15 protein-coding genes are annotated in these 13742 nt (G+C 54.9%); 6 read left to right on the top strand and 9 right to left on the bottom strand.

Going from position 1 to position 13742, the window contains the following annotated elements; translation table 11 throughout:
- Nucleotides 1-18 precede the first annotated feature (18 nt).
- Nucleotides 19-1116 (top strand): tRNA guanosine(34) transglycosylase Tgt, encoded by a 1098-nt coding sequence (tgt, locus tag HYW18_03805; GenBank protein MBI2485244.1) that lies wholly within the window; start codon nucleotides 19-21, stop codon nucleotides 1114-1116.
- A 1-nt stretch (nucleotide 1117) separates the two neighbouring features.
- Nucleotides 1118-2062 carry an undecaprenyl/decaprenyl-phosphate alpha-N-acetylglucosaminyl 1-phosphate transferase gene (locus tag HYW18_03800; GenBank protein ID MBI2485243.1) on the top strand — a complete coding sequence of 315 codons (945 nt, stop codon included), beginning with the start codon at nucleotides 1118-1120 and terminating at the stop codon, nucleotides 2060-2062.
- A gap of 73 nt (nucleotides 2063-2135) precedes the next feature.
- On the opposite strand, the gene HYW18_03795 is transcribed toward HYW18_03800, so the two are convergent.
- Nucleotides 2136-2693, bottom strand: coding sequence for a hypothetical protein (locus HYW18_03795; GenBank protein ID MBI2485242.1), 558 nt, complete (start codon nucleotides 2691-2693; stop codon nucleotides 2136-2138).
- 421 nt (nucleotides 2694-3114) lie between these two features.
- On the opposite strand from HYW18_03795, the gene rplU reads away from it, so the two are divergent.
- Nucleotides 3115-3423, top strand: a complete 309-nt coding sequence (gene rplU, locus HYW18_03790) for a 50S ribosomal protein L21 (protein MBI2485241.1) — start codon at nucleotides 3115-3117, stop codon at nucleotides 3421-3423.
- A 38-nt stretch (nucleotides 3424-3461) separates the two neighbouring features.
- Here the strand turns inward: rplU and recR are convergent, their stop codons facing one another.
- The 3 genes from recR to dnaB are packed head-to-tail and all read right to left on the bottom strand — an operon-like array spanning nucleotide 3462 to nucleotide 5892.
- Complete coding sequence (recR, locus tag HYW18_03785) at nucleotides 3462-4061, bottom strand: recombination protein RecR (GenBank protein MBI2485240.1); 600 nt, start codon at nucleotides 4059-4061, stop codon at nucleotides 3462-3464.
- On the bottom strand, nucleotides 4058-4357 hold the full coding sequence (locus HYW18_03780; protein ID MBI2485239.1) for a YbaB/EbfC family nucleoid-associated protein: 300 nt from the start codon (nucleotides 4355-4357) through the stop codon (nucleotides 4058-4060). The genes recR and HYW18_03780 overlap by 4 nt, the downstream gene beginning before the upstream one ends.
- Before the next feature lie 50 nt (nucleotides 4358-4407).
- On the bottom strand, nucleotides 4408-5892 hold the full coding sequence (gene dnaB / locus HYW18_03775) for a replicative DNA helicase (protein MBI2485238.1): 1485 nt from the start codon (nucleotides 5890-5892) through the stop codon (nucleotides 4408-4410).
- Nucleotides 5893-5993: 101 nt separating this feature from the next.
- Between dnaB and HYW18_03770 the strand changes: the two genes are divergently transcribed.
- Entirely contained in the window at nucleotides 5994-7130 is a 1137-nt protein-coding gene (locus HYW18_03770) for a hypothetical protein (GenBank protein MBI2485237.1), read from the top strand.
- On the top strand, nucleotides 7127-7603 hold the full coding sequence (locus HYW18_03765) for a hypothetical protein (GenBank protein MBI2485236.1): 477 nt from the start codon (nucleotides 7127-7129) through the stop codon (nucleotides 7601-7603). The genes HYW18_03770 and HYW18_03765 overlap by 4 nt, the downstream gene beginning before the upstream one ends.
- Here the strand turns inward: HYW18_03765 and HYW18_03760 are convergent.
- The 5 genes from HYW18_03760 to HYW18_03740 all read right to left on the bottom strand — a co-directional run bounded on the left by HYW18_03760 (nucleotide 7509) and on the right by HYW18_03740 (nucleotide 12305).
- Nucleotides 7509-8321 (bottom strand): bifunctional 5,10-methylenetetrahydrofolate dehydrogenase/5,10-methenyltetrahydrofolate cyclohydrolase, encoded by an 813-nt coding sequence (locus HYW18_03760; protein ID MBI2485235.1) that lies wholly within the window; start codon nucleotides 8319-8321, stop codon nucleotides 7509-7511. The two genes, HYW18_03765 and HYW18_03760, sit on opposite strands and share 95 nt — an antisense overlap.
- A gap of 27 nt (nucleotides 8322-8348) precedes the next feature.
- Complete coding sequence (locus HYW18_03755) at nucleotides 8349-8831, bottom strand: transposase (GenBank protein MBI2485234.1); 483 nt, start codon at nucleotides 8829-8831, stop codon at nucleotides 8349-8351.
- A gap of 312 nt (nucleotides 8832-9143) precedes the next feature.
- Nucleotides 9144-10433 carry a serine hydroxymethyltransferase gene (locus tag HYW18_03750; GenBank protein MBI2485233.1) on the bottom strand — a complete coding sequence of 430 codons (1290 nt, stop codon included), beginning with the start codon at nucleotides 10431-10433 and terminating at the stop codon, nucleotides 9144-9146.
- A gap of 79 nt (nucleotides 10434-10512) precedes the next feature.
- Nucleotides 10513-11220: a hypothetical protein gene (locus HYW18_03745; protein MBI2485232.1), complete on the bottom strand. Its 708-nt coding sequence runs from the start codon at nucleotides 11218-11220 to the stop codon at nucleotides 10513-10515.
- Nucleotides 11221-11555: 335 nt separating this feature from the next.
- On the bottom strand, nucleotides 11556-12305 hold the full coding sequence (locus HYW18_03740; GenBank protein ID MBI2485231.1) for a hypothetical protein: 750 nt from the start codon (nucleotides 12303-12305) through the stop codon (nucleotides 11556-11558).
- A gap of 132 nt (nucleotides 12306-12437) precedes the next feature.
- On the opposite strand from HYW18_03740, the gene HYW18_03735 reads away from it, so the two are divergent.
- Nucleotides 12438-13718 carry a UDP-N-acetylmuramate--L-alanine ligase gene (locus tag HYW18_03735; GenBank protein MBI2485230.1) on the top strand — a complete coding sequence of 427 codons (1281 nt, stop codon included), beginning with the start codon at nucleotides 12438-12440 and terminating at the stop codon, nucleotides 13716-13718.
- The last annotated feature ends 24 nt before the right edge of the window (nucleotides 13719-13742 follow it).

Below are 13742 nucleotides of genomic sequence, written 5' to 3'. Positions count from 1 at the left end.
TTGTGATAGTGTGCCGACATGTTTACGCTGCACAAAACGGATAAGGCACGCCGGTGGGGCACTCTTCTCACGGGACATGGGACTGTTCCCACGCCGTGTTTCATGCCTATTGCTACGACAGGCGCGGTTAAAACACTTTCCCCAGGTGACGTGAAGGCGCTTGGCGCTAGTATGATATTGACTAACACGTATCATCTGCTTTTGCGTCCGGGAATGGATGTGCTCAAGGATCTTGGTGGACTTCACGGTCTTATGGGCTGGGCGGGCCCACTTCTTACCGACAGTGGTGGGTATCAGGTGTTTAGCCTCTCTCGACTTAACAAAACAACAGAAGACGGTGTCGAGTTCCAGTCGCACATCGACGGATCTCATTTGTTTCTTACCCCGGAGCGTTCGATGGAGATGCAAATGGCCATTGGCGCGGATGTTTTAATGCAATTTGATGATGTTGCTGCTGGCGGTTCGCCGCGTGAACGCGCGGAGGAGGCGATGGAGCGTTCTCTCCGCTGGGCCACCCGCTGTAAGGATTATTTTTCTTCCTGCAAGCCGCATAGTACAAGCGACAAGCTTTTTGGTATTGTCCAGGGTGGCACACACGAGGACCTTCGGGAGCAATCAGCAAGAGCCCTTGTGGATATCGGTTTTGATGGATACGCCATCGGCGGACTTTCGGTAGGGGAAGCGCGCGAAGACGCGTACCGGATTGTGCGTGGGGCGACTCCGCTTTTGCCGAACGATAGGCCACGTTACTTTATGGGCGGCGGCATGCCGGAAGAAATCGTGTATTATGTGCACCAGGGAGTGGATCTGTTTGACTGCGTGCTTCCCACGCGCAATGCGCGCCACGGAACGTTGTTTGTCTGGCGGGGACACCCATCAACGATTCAATGGCGTGAGGATAAGACAGATTTCTATGAGCGTCTGCATATCACGAACGAACAGTATACACGCGACGACTCCCCTGTTGATCCTCTCTGTGATTGTCCCACGTGTATGACAACGTCGCGTGCGTACCTCCGACACCTTTTCTCCGTGGGCGAGATGCTGGCCTATCGGCTGGCGACGGTTCATAATCTTCGTTTTTACTTGCGCCTTATGGAGGCGCTTCGTGCTTAATATGTTGTGGCCGTGGATGATCGCGAGTTTTCTGGTCGCGTGCGCTTCTACACCCCTTGTGGCCGCGTGTGCGGTGCGTGCGGGTGTTTTGGATGAGCCGAAAGAGGAAAGGAAAACTCACGCCCGCCCCACCCCGCTGCTTGGGGGCCTTGCGGTGTTTGTCGCTGTGGTCGTTGTGACGGCGATAGCGCTCTTTGCCACAGACCGTCTTACCGTAGGTCTGATTGACGTGCGACACTATGTGGGTTTCTTTGTCGGGGGAACCATCCTTATGATCGGGGGAGTCCTTGATGACCGATTTCGTCTGCCCCCGTCCGTGTCGTTCCTTTTCCCTGTCTTTGCCGCGCTCGCAGCCGTTGTGGGAGGGATCGAAGTGAGTAAGCTCACGAATCCGTTTGGCGGCGTTCTTGAGCTCTCGGCGGGGACTTCACAGATTCTTGTCTTTGTCTGGCTCCTTGTGGTGATGTATGTGACAAAGCTGCTTGACGGGTTGGATGGATTGGATACGAGCGTTGTGGTCACGGGCACTGTAGCCATTCTTTTTCTCTCTCTTTCCGCTACCTATTTTCAACCGGATATTGCGCTGTTTGCAAGTATCGCCACAGGCGCTCTTCTTGGATTTCTGGTCTGGAATTGGTACCCGGCGAAGATTTTTCTTGGCGAGGGAGGGAGTACGTTTGTTGGGTATTTGTTGGGGACACTTGCGATTATTTCTGGAAGTAAGGTGGCCATGGCATTGCTCGTCTTGGGTATTCCCGGGATGGATCTCCTCTCTGTGGTTGCCCAACGTCTGCGCGGGGGGTGGCATGCAGTCGTGGAGGGCGATCGCCGGCATTTACACTATCGTCTGTTGGATAAGGGCTGGAGCCAACCGCGTGTTGTCTTTTTTTACATTATCGTCGCATTGCTCTTTAGTCTTGTCGCTCTCGCTCTTCAAACACGGTAGCGGTCATCACATACAGCAGAAATCCACGCGAGGCGTGGACGTGAAGAAAGAACGGACGAAGTTGTTGCTGCGGCTAGGCAGCGGGCGGATGGGGATCAGGCTTGTCTCTTGTTGAACGCAGGTGCAGCCACGTCGTGGCGGCGGCCTCGTATTCGGGGGAAGCTGGGAACCACGCGACGGCACCGTCCACGCCGATGCGGAACTCGCTTGTCGTGATGATGCCGCGGATCGCCGTGACGATCGGCTCCATGGAGGGACGGTCCTCACTGTAGAAGACGAACCGTTGCTCGAAGTAGGCCATGGTCTCCTCGAAGGTCCATCCGCGCTTGGCGCAGAGACCGAGCATGCTCTTGGCGATGGACGTGCAAAGGCTGACACTCTGTCCCTTCGCCGTGGAGATGATGTTGAACAGGTACAGGTCGAAAAGCACATCGAGCGAGAGCGAGCTCAGCTCCTTGTACTTGTCGGCTGCTCGCGCCACGCGCTTGGCTTCCTTGGCTAGTCCGTCGTATGCCTCGGTCTTGAGCTCGAGCTTCCGCTGCTCGGCGCGGTAGAGGGAGGAGAAGATCACGCACAGGGCACCGAGGGCGGCGAGGGTGGAGACGGTTGCGATGAGAACGTACGGGTCCATTGGGCACTCCTGGGAATTTTCCGTGGGGGTTTGCTGATGCGCATCTCGGCTCCCTGCCGTGCGCACCAGTGGGGCACTTTCGCACAAAACTTCACTCCCGTCAATCGCCACCCCCAAATCTCTCTTAGTGATCACTAAGAGAGAAAACACGGACAAAAAACTTTCTCTTCTTACTTTAGCGTTTTTCTTTGTCAACCCCCACTTATCCTCACTTAGTGATGACTTAGAGAGAAAGTTTGGGATTGGATGGGTTCCCAATTTGAAAAAGGCCGTGGGGCCTTTGTGAGAAGAAGAGGGGTCGCTAGGCGGCCGGAGGAGCTCGTTGACATTTCCCCCTAAGTCCTCTACACTCTCCCCATTCTTAAACGAGCCGTTGGCTTTCAAGTCCTCTCTGCGAGGCGCCGGCGGACGAAAAACATCTATGTTTGCAGTCATTGCGACCGGAGGGAAACAGTACCTCGTGCACGAGGGGCAGGTGCTCAAAGTGGAGAAACTTGAGCAGGCCGTTGGCGCGCCGCTGGAATTTGACGCGCTTTTGGTGGCGGAAGAGGATGGAGGCCAGATTACTGTGGGAAAGCCTGGAAGCGGCAAAATGGTGAGCGCCACAGTGGTGGAGCATGGCCGCAGCGAAAAAATCTCGGTCATCAAGTACAAAGCGAAGGTCCGTTATCGCCGCAAGGCAGGCCACCGACAGCCGTTTACGAGCATCAAGATTGAAAAAATTGCATAACAAAAACGATGCTTGGCACAAAGTCGCCGGGCATCGTTTTATATTTCGCGCCGACCAGCAAATGCATCCCCAAGCGTCACCTCATCAGCAAACTCTAGTTCGGCGCCGGTGGGCAGCCCGCGCGCCAAGCGTGTCACGCGCCGGCTCAAAGGTTTCAGCGCTTGGAAGACATGGCTCATGGTCATTTCCCCCAAAAGGTCAGGGGAGATTGCCAAAATGATTTCTTCAATTTTCTGGTCGGTCATCACGCGTTCTACGAGCTCGCGCACGCGCAAATGCTCCGACGTGACTCCTTCGACAGGATCGAGAAATCCCCCAAGCACGTGGTAGCGTCCGCGATACGTTCCCGTTGCTTCTACGGTGGCAATGTCTCGCGACTCTGCGACCACGCACAACAGCCGGTCGTCCCTTGTAGGGTCGCTGCAGAGCGGGCAGAGAGGGGATTCCGCGTGGACAAAACACCGCGAGCAGAGCTGGATGTGGGAAAGATTATTGACGGCTTCCGCAAACGATTCACGCGCGGCTGCGCCCTGTTTCAAGAGCGCGTAGACATATCGAAGCGCCGTCTTTGGTCCGACGCCTGGAAGACGCATGAACTCTGTCATGAGAGTTTGGATGGGTTCGGGAAACTTCCTCACACGCCAAGATTTTTGAATGCATCCAGCCCGCCCATTTCTTTTACTTTTGCCGCCATCTTTTTTTGGATTTTCTGCACGGCTTCATTGAATGCTTCTTTAAGCGCCCCCTCGAGCCTTATTTTTTCTGTGAGCATGGTGTCGGCGACTTCTACACGTTGCACGACTTGATTACCATCCATCGTGATGCGTATGCCTCCGTGCGCGGCTTCACTTACTTCGATAATTTCCGCAAGCGCGCTCTGCATCTTCTTTGCCTGATTGCGCATGTCCTTGATGGCTTTAATTTTGGAGAACATAGAGGTAGCTTGTAGGAGTTAGGGGAGTTGCCAGAGGACATGGTAGCACATTACGTCTCGTCGGATGAGACATCGGATGAAGGTTCGGGGGGTGGAGGAATCTCAATCGTTTCCAAAGGCGGAGGCTCAATGAGTGGCATCGAGGGTTTTTGAGATACTGATGGCTGTGCGGAAGGGTGGCGTCGATCCATAGACCGGAAACACACGCGTTGTGGATCAAAGGCGAGCCGCACCATACCCACGGGCCCATTGCGGTGTTTCGCTATATAAATTTCTGCGGAACTTCGTTCTTCGAGCGGCAGTTCTTCGTTGCGGAAATTCGGGTCAGCCGATTTGCGATAGATGAACAACACGACGTCGGCGTCTTGCTCAATAGAGCCGGACTCGCGTAGGTGAGCGAGTTTGGGGATCGCGGGTTTGGAAAGCTCGACCGCGCGGTTCAACTGTGACAGCACTACTACCGGGACGTTGAGTTCGCGTGCAAGCTGTTTGAGTCCGCGGCTCATTTGGGAGACTTCTTGTGTGCGGTTGCTGTCATTGGTAGATCCGCCTGGGGCCTCCATCAACTGAAGATAATCAATAACAACAAGACCAAGCCCTTTTTCGCTTTGGAGGCGCCGGCATTTTGTGCGGATCTCCATAATATTGGCGCCGGCGGAATCGTCAATGAAAATTGGCGCCTCGGAAAGAACACCAAGCGCATGTCCAATACGCGGAAAGTCGTCGTCGCGTTCGGAAAGCCGCCCCGTGCGCATCTTCCACAAATCCACGTTTGCCTCGGTACAGATCATGCGGTCCACCAGTTGCTCCTTGCTCATTTCAAGAGAGAAAACGGCAACAGGCAGTTTTGTTTTGATCGCAACGTTGCGTACCACATCAAGAGCAAGACTCGTCTTTCCTACCGATGGGCGGGCAGCAAGTACGACCATGTCGGACTTCTGCAGGCCGGCAAGGATACTATCGAGCTCGGAGAAACCCGTGGGGAGGCCGCGGAGCTTGCCGCGTTCGCGATGGAGTTCATCAATACGCTCGAATGCTTGCGCCAAAATATCGGTAAGCGGCACAAAGTTTTGCTTAAGCATCCGTTGGGATACGCCGAAAAGCCGCTGCTCTGCTTGGTCGAGGAGTTGTTCAATTTCCTGTTCCTCGTGGTACCCAAGCGCGGAGATATCGTTTGCAGCGGAAATCAGTCGGCGCAAAACCGCCTTCTTCTTGACGATGTCTGCGTAGTGTCCCACGTGCGCCGCCGTGGGAACCGTATTGGAGATCTCTGCAAGTCCGCTTCGTCCGCCGATCTCTTCAAGCTTACTCATTTCCTCAAGTCGGTTGCCCACCGAAAGCACGTCGATCGGCTCGTGACGCGCAAACAAATACATCATGGCCTCATAGACAGTGGCGTGAGCCGGGCGATAGAAGTCCTCGGCGCTTAGGCGGTCGGCAATCTTGATGGCGGCTTGTTGATCAATCAAAAGCGAACCAAGCAGAGATGCCTCGGCCTCTAGATTGTGCGGGGGGACGCGATCGATTCCTGCCATAGGGTGGGCGTATAGTACGACCAGCGTTACGCTCTCGCAAGCGCACAACCTGTGTATGTTTTGGGGACGGTTCGCAGTAACTTTGGTATACTGATGCCAATATGACGGAGGCGCGGAAACGTTCCCTGCAAGCAACCGCAGTGTTTGTTGGCTCGACGCTTGGGGCGGGGGTGTTCGGGCTTCCGTATGCGTTTGCACAATCGGGGTGGGTGGCGGGCGCGTTCTTCCTTGTCGTACTTGGATTTTTTCTCCTTCTTCTCCAACTTCTTTTGGCGGAGATCACCATACAAACGCCAGGGCAGTCGCGACTGGTGGGACTCGCAGGGCACTACCTCGGCCCGGGCGCGCGCGCTATTGCCATGCTCATTTTTTTTGGCGGGCAGTGGGGGATTTTGCTCTCGTATCTTATTTTAGGTGGCGAATTTTTGCGCACGCTTTTTCCTGCGCTCCCGCCGCTTGCGGGACCCTCGATGTTCTTTCTTGTTGGCCTCTTGCTGGTCGTTCTTCCGTTGCGCCGCGCCGCGTCTTTCGAGCTTCTCATCGGTGCTGTTCTTCTCACACTGTTTCTCGTACTCATGCTTTCTGGCCTCCCCGCGTTTGATCCCGCTCTCATTACTGCGGTGAACCTTGAGCATTTTTTCGTTCCCTACGGCATTATCCTGTTTGCTACTTCTAGTCTTGGTGTCATGCCCGAGATGCATGCGATCTTGGGTGAGAGGTATGAATATCGCTTGCCTCGCGCCGTGTTGTACGGATCGGGAATTATTTTTCTCCTCTACCTTCTTTTCACATTTCTCATGGTGGGTGTGACAGGTTCAACCACGACTCCCAACGTGCTTCTTGGCTTTGCGCGCGTGATTGGACCCGACATGGCAGCGGTGGGATCAGTGCTCGGCCTTCTCACGCTATGGTCTATTTTCATGATGATTGGAGAGCAGTTGAAAGATACGTGTCGTCGTGATCTTGGATTTGGTCGTCTATCGGCCGTTGTACTTGCTCTTGGAGTTCCCGCACTGCTCTTTCTTTTTGGTGTACGCGAGTTTATTACCGTTATTAGTTTTACCGGCACGGTCTTCTCGGCGCTTCTTGCCTGCCTTATTCTTGTCATTTACCGCCGGCTTCAACGCACCGTGTGCCGCCGGATAAAATGCTTTACTATTCCACTCCCACTCTTGTGGCTCATCGGCCTCCTCTTTTTTGCGGGAGCCGTCGTGGAACTTCTTTCGCATGTTGTATGATACATCCTCTCGCGCGTCTTGCCAGCCGGTTTGTCATCTTCTGGGTTGCATTCCTTCTCCTCGTACATGCGGCGTCTGTGTTTGTCGTCTCGTATGCCGTGTTGTACACCCCTGGAAGTCTGTGGCCAGGGTATGCCATGATGGCGAGCATCCCCGTATTGAGCGCACTTTTCTCCGCGCTTTTCTTTCGCGGCCACCCAACGCCGTCTGCGCGGCACGGCGGGGAGATGGCGTTAGCGTGGGGAGCGTTGTTTGCGCTCGCATCCGCTCTTCTCAATCCATTTCTCTATGGTATCCCATGGCAAACAGAATTTACCGAGCTGTTCTCGATAGCGGTAGATCTTGCGGTTGTGTTGGGGTTTCTGGTACCTATCTTTCTCAAGCGCCGTCGTGCTGAAGATGTGCCGCTCTTAGAACATTCAGAATCAGCATGGCAACCGTCATCGGCCCCACGCCCCCCGGAACAGGCGTGAGCCAACCAGTGTTTGCCTCCGCGACAGATGGATCCACGTCGCCGACAGTTTTGTCGTCTACGCGCGTGGTGCCCACATCAATCACGATGGCGTCAGGCTTAATCATCGGGGAAGTAATCAGTCCGGGTTTTCCTACAACCGTAATAAGAATGTCGTAATTTTTTGTTTGCTCGGCGAGAGTGGGGGAAGAGGGGTCCAGGCGCGTCGTTTCAACGCCGCGCTCGGCCAGGAAGGTTTGCAGAGGATTGGCAAATAATTCTGATCCGACAACGCATGCATGTTTTCCTGTGATCGACTCGCCTGTTGACTCGATGAGTTTCATGATGCCAAGCACGGTGGGTGGAGCAAGAGAGGAGTTTTGCGGATGGAACCCGTCCACATCTTTTGCCGGGTGGATAGTGCGGATAACCGCGTCTTCGTCTTGAGAGGGAAGGGGGAGCTGGACTAAAATTCCGTGGATGTCCCCGCGCGCGTTTAATTGCTTCACAAGGAGGACAAGTTGGTCTGTCGGCGTATTTGCGGGAAGGACATGTTTTTCAAAAAGAAACCCGACCTCTTCGCAGGCTTTTTCTTTGAGCTGCACGTACAGGTGTGACGCAGGATCGTCACCGACCAAAATAATTGCAAGACCGGGCTGGTGGCCGAACTCGCGCGTCTTCTCCGCCACACGTTCTCGAATCCGCTCAGCTAATACTCGCCCATCAAGCATCTTCATCATAACGCCCGCCACGATACCAATTTCTCTCTAAGTTGTCACTAAGAGATCACTAAGAGACAACGTGGAGATTTCGGCTTGAGACCACTGTTTAAGAAATGAAATATATTCCTTTGGAGTAGGAAACATTTCCTTTACAATCCGCATCTCAATAATTGGAATGGCTTGTGACCTTGTGCTGTATGCGTGGTGACTCGACCATGGGTATTGTTCTAGGTGGGCAAGAGCATCGTTCCAATTTCTTACACTCCCATTACGCCAATCGTGGGCAGTGAGATCCAGGGCATTTAAGTGAATGTATCGTGGTATATGCTCTAGGTATGCATCTGATGAGATGTGCTTGGCCTGGAAGGCGTTTTCAAAGAATCGGCCTTTTCTCCCATATTTTGCATTAAAGTACTTTGCATAGCGCATACCGATTTTGTGGAGATACTTGGAGATTCCGCCGTCCTGTTCCTGACGCATTGCCAGATGAAAATGGTTGGGAATGAGGCAGTAGCTGATAATAGACACAAGTGTAGTGCGAGAGTGTCGAGAAGTTTTAATGCTCTGGGAACTATTAAACTGATAAAGGTATCCGAGGAAGACGAGATAGTCCTCTCTCTCTCGGAACATTGTCTGCCGGTCTACGCCACGATTATAAATATGGTAAAACTCCCCATTTGTAAACTCTTCTAGCCGCATAAATTCTCTCTTAGTGATGACTTAGAGAGAGTTTTGTTTAGAAAAAACAAATCTCCCAGCTCAAGGGGGAGATTTGTTAAGCTGTGGTTATGTAAACACTTTTTCTTGTTCTTGTCAACCCCAGTTATCCTCACTTAGTGATCACTTAGAGAGATAAGTGAGGGAAGGGTAAAGGGGAAAACGGTCAGTGAGGGTGCGGACGGACTGTTTGATGGCGGCAAGTTTTGCCTCATCGGTATGTTGGGCAACGGCCTCTGCAATGTATCCGGCGATTTCGATCATCTCGCTCTCCTTCATGCCACGGGTCGTGAGCGCCGGCGTGCCAAGCCGGATGCCCGAAGGGTCGAATGGCTTGCGTATGTCAAATGGCACGGTGTTTTTGTTGACCGTGATACCGGCTTTATCGAGTGCAATTCCTGCTTCCTTACCGCTTAGCCCTTTGTTCGTGAGGTCGACGACCATCAAGTGGTTATCAGTTCCTCCCGTGACAAGCTCAAAACCATGCCCCGTGAGTGCGCCCGCGAGCGCTTTCGCATTCCTCACGATTTGGTGGCCGTACTCTTTGAATGAATCTCGTGCCGCCTCGTGGAGAGCGACGGCGATGGCGGCGGTTTGGTGATTATGCGGCCCGCCTTGAATACCTGGGATGATCGCACGATCAACAAGCGTGGGGATATTCTCTTTTGTCACGTCGGCGGGTTTAAGCGGTTGTGAAGGATTGCCGTTGCACAGAATCATCGCGCCACGCGGGCCACGAAGCGTTTTGTGTGTGGTCGTAGTGATGACGTCCGCGATACCGGCGGGGGAGGGATGGTCACCAGAAATAATAAGACCTGCAACGTGAGAGATGTCGGCTAAAAGGAACGCTCCAACCGTGTCGGCAACCTGTCGTGCCTTTGCCCAATCAATCACGCGCGGATAAGCCGTGGCTCCTACAATGATGAGTTTTGGTTTGTGTTCTTCGGCAAGTTTTTGCATCTCTTCAAAATCCATCCATCCATCTTTTGTCGCCGTGTATTGAACGGAGTTGTAATACCGGCCAGAGAAATTTACTTTGAGTCCGTGTGTCATGTGACCACCAAAGGGAAGGGACATTCCCATGAGCGTGTCGCCTGGGTTCAATAAAGCAAACATGACGGCAATGTTGGCCGCACATCCCGACGCCGGCTGAACATTAGCGTGCGAAACTCCAAACAACGCTTTTGCCCGATCGCGTGCCACATTTTCGATCGCGTCCACGAATTCGTTCCCCCCATAGTAACGCATGCCGGGATATCCTTCGGAGTATTTGTTGGTGCCAACGGAACCGAGCGCCTCGAGTACGGCTTGACTTACAAAGTTCTCGGAAGGAATCATCTCGAGTCCGCGTCGAGAACGCTCCAGCTCAGCCTCGAGATACTCGGCAATCTGTGGGTCGGTTTGGTGTAACATACTGCCACATTCTACTTGAGTTGTTACTAGTTGACAAAGCGAAATCCAGCCGTGGGCTGGATTGAAAAGAAGGAACGTACTAGTGGTAGAACGGGCCCCGGACGAGGCAGGTGCCCACGTTGGGCGGGTCCGACGCCAGGCCCCCGGGGGTGGTGGGCTCGTAGGGCCGGCCGTTCGCGTCGAGCGGGACGCAGAAGACGGTGTACCCGTTCGCCTGGTAGACGAACCGAGTCTCGTGGCCGACGATCTCACGCCAGCCGAGTCTTCCCGTGACGATCGTGGCGAGGAGGCCGGAGACGTCGCGCTCGTCGTCGTCGCAGCCGTCCTTGTTCCAGTCGTTGGGGTAGTAGGTCGGCGGGAAGCCTTGCGGGAAGTTCCGTGGCGGCTTCATGGGGCAGGTGTCCTTGTAGTCCGGGAGGCCGTCCTCGTCCTGGTCGGTGAACTCCGCCACGAGGTGATCCACCACCTTCGGGTCGAGCGCGCGGAGCCGCACGAGCGTCTCGCTGTTGCCCACCTCGACCAGTGAGTCCGCGATCTCGGTCGTGGACTTGTTGCTGGCCTTCGCCGCGTGCTCGAGGGGCACGGCGATTTGGGCAACGCGCCTCGCGATCTTGTCCGTGCGTCCCCGGCTCACGCCCCAGAAGAAGTGCATGAGCCCGAGCATGATGACGAACATGAGGAACACCCAGACGGGAACGCTCGCGCTGAAGATCTTGTCGAGCGCTCCGGGCTCATCTTCCTTGTTCTTGTTGGTGGCGCCAGAAGCGCCCAAAGCGGGGTCGGACATGCCCGTCTTCCTTTGCCCAAAGGGCGAATGTGGCGGACAAGGATTGCCCGGCACAAGGGGAGGAGGTTAGATGAATTTAGAGAAAAAGTCAACAGCGGTTAATACCACGGGAAATTCTCTCTAAGTGAGGACAAGTGGGATTGACGATATTAAGCTCTAAAGTAAGCACAAGAAGCTCTCCCCCAGTATTTTCTCTCTAAGAGATCTCTTAGAGAGAATTTAAAAGCACGAAACCTCCCAGGGATGGGAGGTTTGAGGAGAGAGAAAGAGCGAGTGAGCGGCGGAGGCCGGCTCGGAGTGTTGCCCCGAGCCGGCCCCTGTCGCGTTGGTGCCGATCAGCTTGCGGAGGCGGGCCGGACAAAGCACTTGTCGACGTTGGTCGGCGTCCATCCGTCGGCGATCGTGGCGTCTGCCGCGAGCTCCTTGCCCTCGTTGTCGAGGGCCAGGCACGAGACCTCGAACTTGATCTCGGCCTCGTCGGCCGGGGACTTGGCCGTGGCGGTGTAGGTCACGCGCCAGCTGGCGCCGACCTTCCGCACGCCCTTGACGCCGTTGATCCCGAACTTGGCCAGTCGGGCGGTGCTGTCCGTATCGTCGTTGCAGCCGTCCTGGTTCACGTCGGGGACGGTGGCAGGATCCATCGTGGACTCGTTCGGGCAGAGGTCGCGTTCGTTCGTGATCCCGTCCATGTCGCTGTCGAGGGCCTTCACGAGCCCGACGAGCGTGGCGACGTTGTGGACCTTGAGTGCGCCCGAGATGACCGGCAGGACGTCGTTGTCCTTGTAGGGGCCCAGTGCGGCGTTGATGTCCTTGATGGCCTTCTCCTGGTCGGTCACCCACTGCCCGAGGATGAAGTTCTCCGGCAGGTCTCCCGAGAGGTGCTGGTCGATGTACTCGTCGTGCGTCGCCAACTTCTGCTCCAGGATGGCGATCTGCGCCTTGTCCTTCCGGAGATCCCGCGTGTTGCTGATGCTGAACCAGGCGCTTCCGATGATGATGAGGAGCACGATGCTGAAGAGGATCTTGTCGCCGGTGGTCATCTTGTCCGTGGGCTCGGTCTCGGTCGGGGAATCGGGGTCGGTCATGGCATTGTTCCAATCTTTCAAATGGTCGAACGGCACAAAAGCCGATCAGAGGCCAACGGGAAATTCCCGCTAGCATGACGCGCTAATTTAGCAAAAATAGGCCATTTTGTCAATAGATGCTACACTTTCCCCATGTTTGACCACGTTCATCATGTCCATTTGGTCGGTGCGGGCGGAGTGGGGGTTTCTGCCGTGGGGAAGCTTTTTTTAGGGTGGGGGTGCAAAGTCACCGGCTCTGACCTTCACGGAGGACTTTTTGTTGATGATCTTGTAGAGGCCGGCGCCATAATTCACCTGGACCACAAAGCGGAAAACATTCCAAACGATTGCAATCTGATTGTTTACTCCTCGGCAGTGCCGGAAACCAACCCCGAACGGCTGACGGCAAAGGCGCGGGGGATCAGGCAGCTTACTCTGGCGCAATTTTTGGGTGAGCTTGCAAAGGGGTACTTCACGATTGCGGTCACGGGTACGCACGGCAAATCCACTACCACTGCCATGGTTGGAAAAGTTTTAGAAGCTGCGGGGCTTGACCCGACTGTTATTGTCGGCTCGCGCGTTCCCGGCTGGGACGGGAACATTCGTCTAGGAGGGAACCGTCCCGGGGCAGCCCCGGGGCAGCCCCCCCAGTTGGTGATAGAGGCGTGCGAACATCTCGCCAATCATCTTCTCATCCACCCAAAAATTGGAGTGATCACCAACGTCGAAATGGATCACCCAGATTTTTATCGCAATGTCGGGCACGTGCAGGAAACAATGGAGCAGTTTGCCAAGCAGTCCGAAAAATCCATTTGGGTCGAGAAGGAACCCGAGCTTGATATTCACCTTCGTATCCCCGGTCCTTACAACCAACGTAACGCGGCGGGAGCAATGGCGGTGGCGCGGACGCTTAGTGTCGACGAGGGTGTAGCACGCAAGGCACTCGAGGAGTTTCCCGGCATCTGGCGGCGGTTTGAACATGTCGGCACGTGGAACGGCGCGGATGTTTATTCGGACTACGGACATCACCCAACAGCGATCAAGGTTGCTCTTGCCGCGGCGCGCGAGGCTTTTCCCCGTCGTCGTCTGGTACATATTTTCCAGCCGCATCAGCACGCGCGAACAAGGGAGTTGTTCAGTGATTTTGTTGCTGCTTTGGGGACGGCGGCAGACCTCACGATTGTTCCTGAGATCTATGGCGTTGCCGGCCGCACCGAGGACACGCACGTCTCGAGCCGTGATATTGTGGAGGCGGTGAAGAAAAACCATCCTGATGTGGCCATCTTCTATACCGAGAGTCTTGAGGCAACGAATCGGATGGTGCGAGAACTCGCAAAACCGGGAGACGTACTCTTTTTCCAGGGCGCCGGAGACATTGATGAAGTTGCCCGGAAGTTCAACCAAAACTCATTCAGTCAGGAGCTTAGCTCCTAATGAACTCGATCTGTCAGGAGCTAA

The organism is Candidatus Uhrbacteria bacterium, from assembly GCA_016187485.1.
Classification (GTDB): Bacteria; Patescibacteriota; Patescibacteriia; order UBA9934; family UBA10169; genus JACPJO01.
The sequence above is the reverse complement of the archived record's forward strand: the minus strand, read 5'-3'. Positions and strand labels throughout refer to the sequence as shown.

What these genes read in the sequence shown, in the direction of transcription:
- dnaB (MBI2485238.1), bottom strand. Translation starts at nt 5,892, where the DNA reads ATGGCAGGAATCGATCGCGTCCCCCCGCACAATCTAGAGGCCGAGGCA.
- rplU (MBI2485241.1), top strand. Translation starts at nt 3,115, where the DNA reads ATGTTTGCAGTCATTGCGACCGGAGGGAAACAGTACCTCGTGCACGAG.
- HYW18_03735 (MBI2485230.1), top strand. Translation starts at nt 12,438, where the DNA reads ATGTTTGACCACGTTCATCATGTCCATTTGGTCGGTGCGGGCGGAGTG.
- HYW18_03765 (MBI2485236.1), top strand. Translation starts at nt 7,127, where the DNA reads ATGATACATCCTCTCGCGCGTCTTGCCAGCCGGTTTGTCATCTTCTGG.
- HYW18_03780 (MBI2485239.1), bottom strand. Translation starts at nt 4,357, where the DNA reads ATGTTCTCCAAAATTAAAGCCATCAAGGACATGCGCAATCAGGCAAAG.
- HYW18_03750 (MBI2485233.1), bottom strand. Translation starts at nt 10,433, where the DNA reads ATGTTACACCAAACCGACCCACAGATTGCCGAGTATCTCGAGGCTGAG.
- HYW18_03770 (MBI2485237.1), top strand. Translation starts at nt 5,994, where the DNA reads ATGACGGAGGCGCGGAAACGTTCCCTGCAAGCAACCGCAGTGTTTGTT.
- tgt (MBI2485244.1), top strand. Translation starts at nt 19, where the DNA reads ATGTTTACGCTGCACAAAACGGATAAGGCACGCCGGTGGGGCACTCTT.
- HYW18_03800 (MBI2485243.1), top strand. Translation starts at nt 1,118, where the DNA reads ATGTTGTGGCCGTGGATGATCGCGAGTTTTCTGGTCGCGTGCGCTTCT.
- HYW18_03740 (MBI2485231.1), bottom strand. Translation starts at nt 12,305, where the DNA reads ATGACCGACCCCGATTCCCCGACCGAGACCGAGCCCACGGACAAGATG.
- HYW18_03795 (MBI2485242.1), bottom strand. Translation starts at nt 2,693, where the DNA reads ATGGACCCGTACGTTCTCATCGCAACCGTCTCCACCCTCGCCGCCCTC.
- HYW18_03760 (MBI2485235.1), bottom strand. Translation starts at nt 8,321, where the DNA reads ATGATGAAGATGCTTGATGGGCGAGTATTAGCTGAGCGGATTCGAGAA.
- HYW18_03745 (MBI2485232.1), bottom strand. Translation starts at nt 11,220, where the DNA reads ATGTCCGACCCCGCTTTGGGCGCTTCTGGCGCCACCAACAAGAACAAG.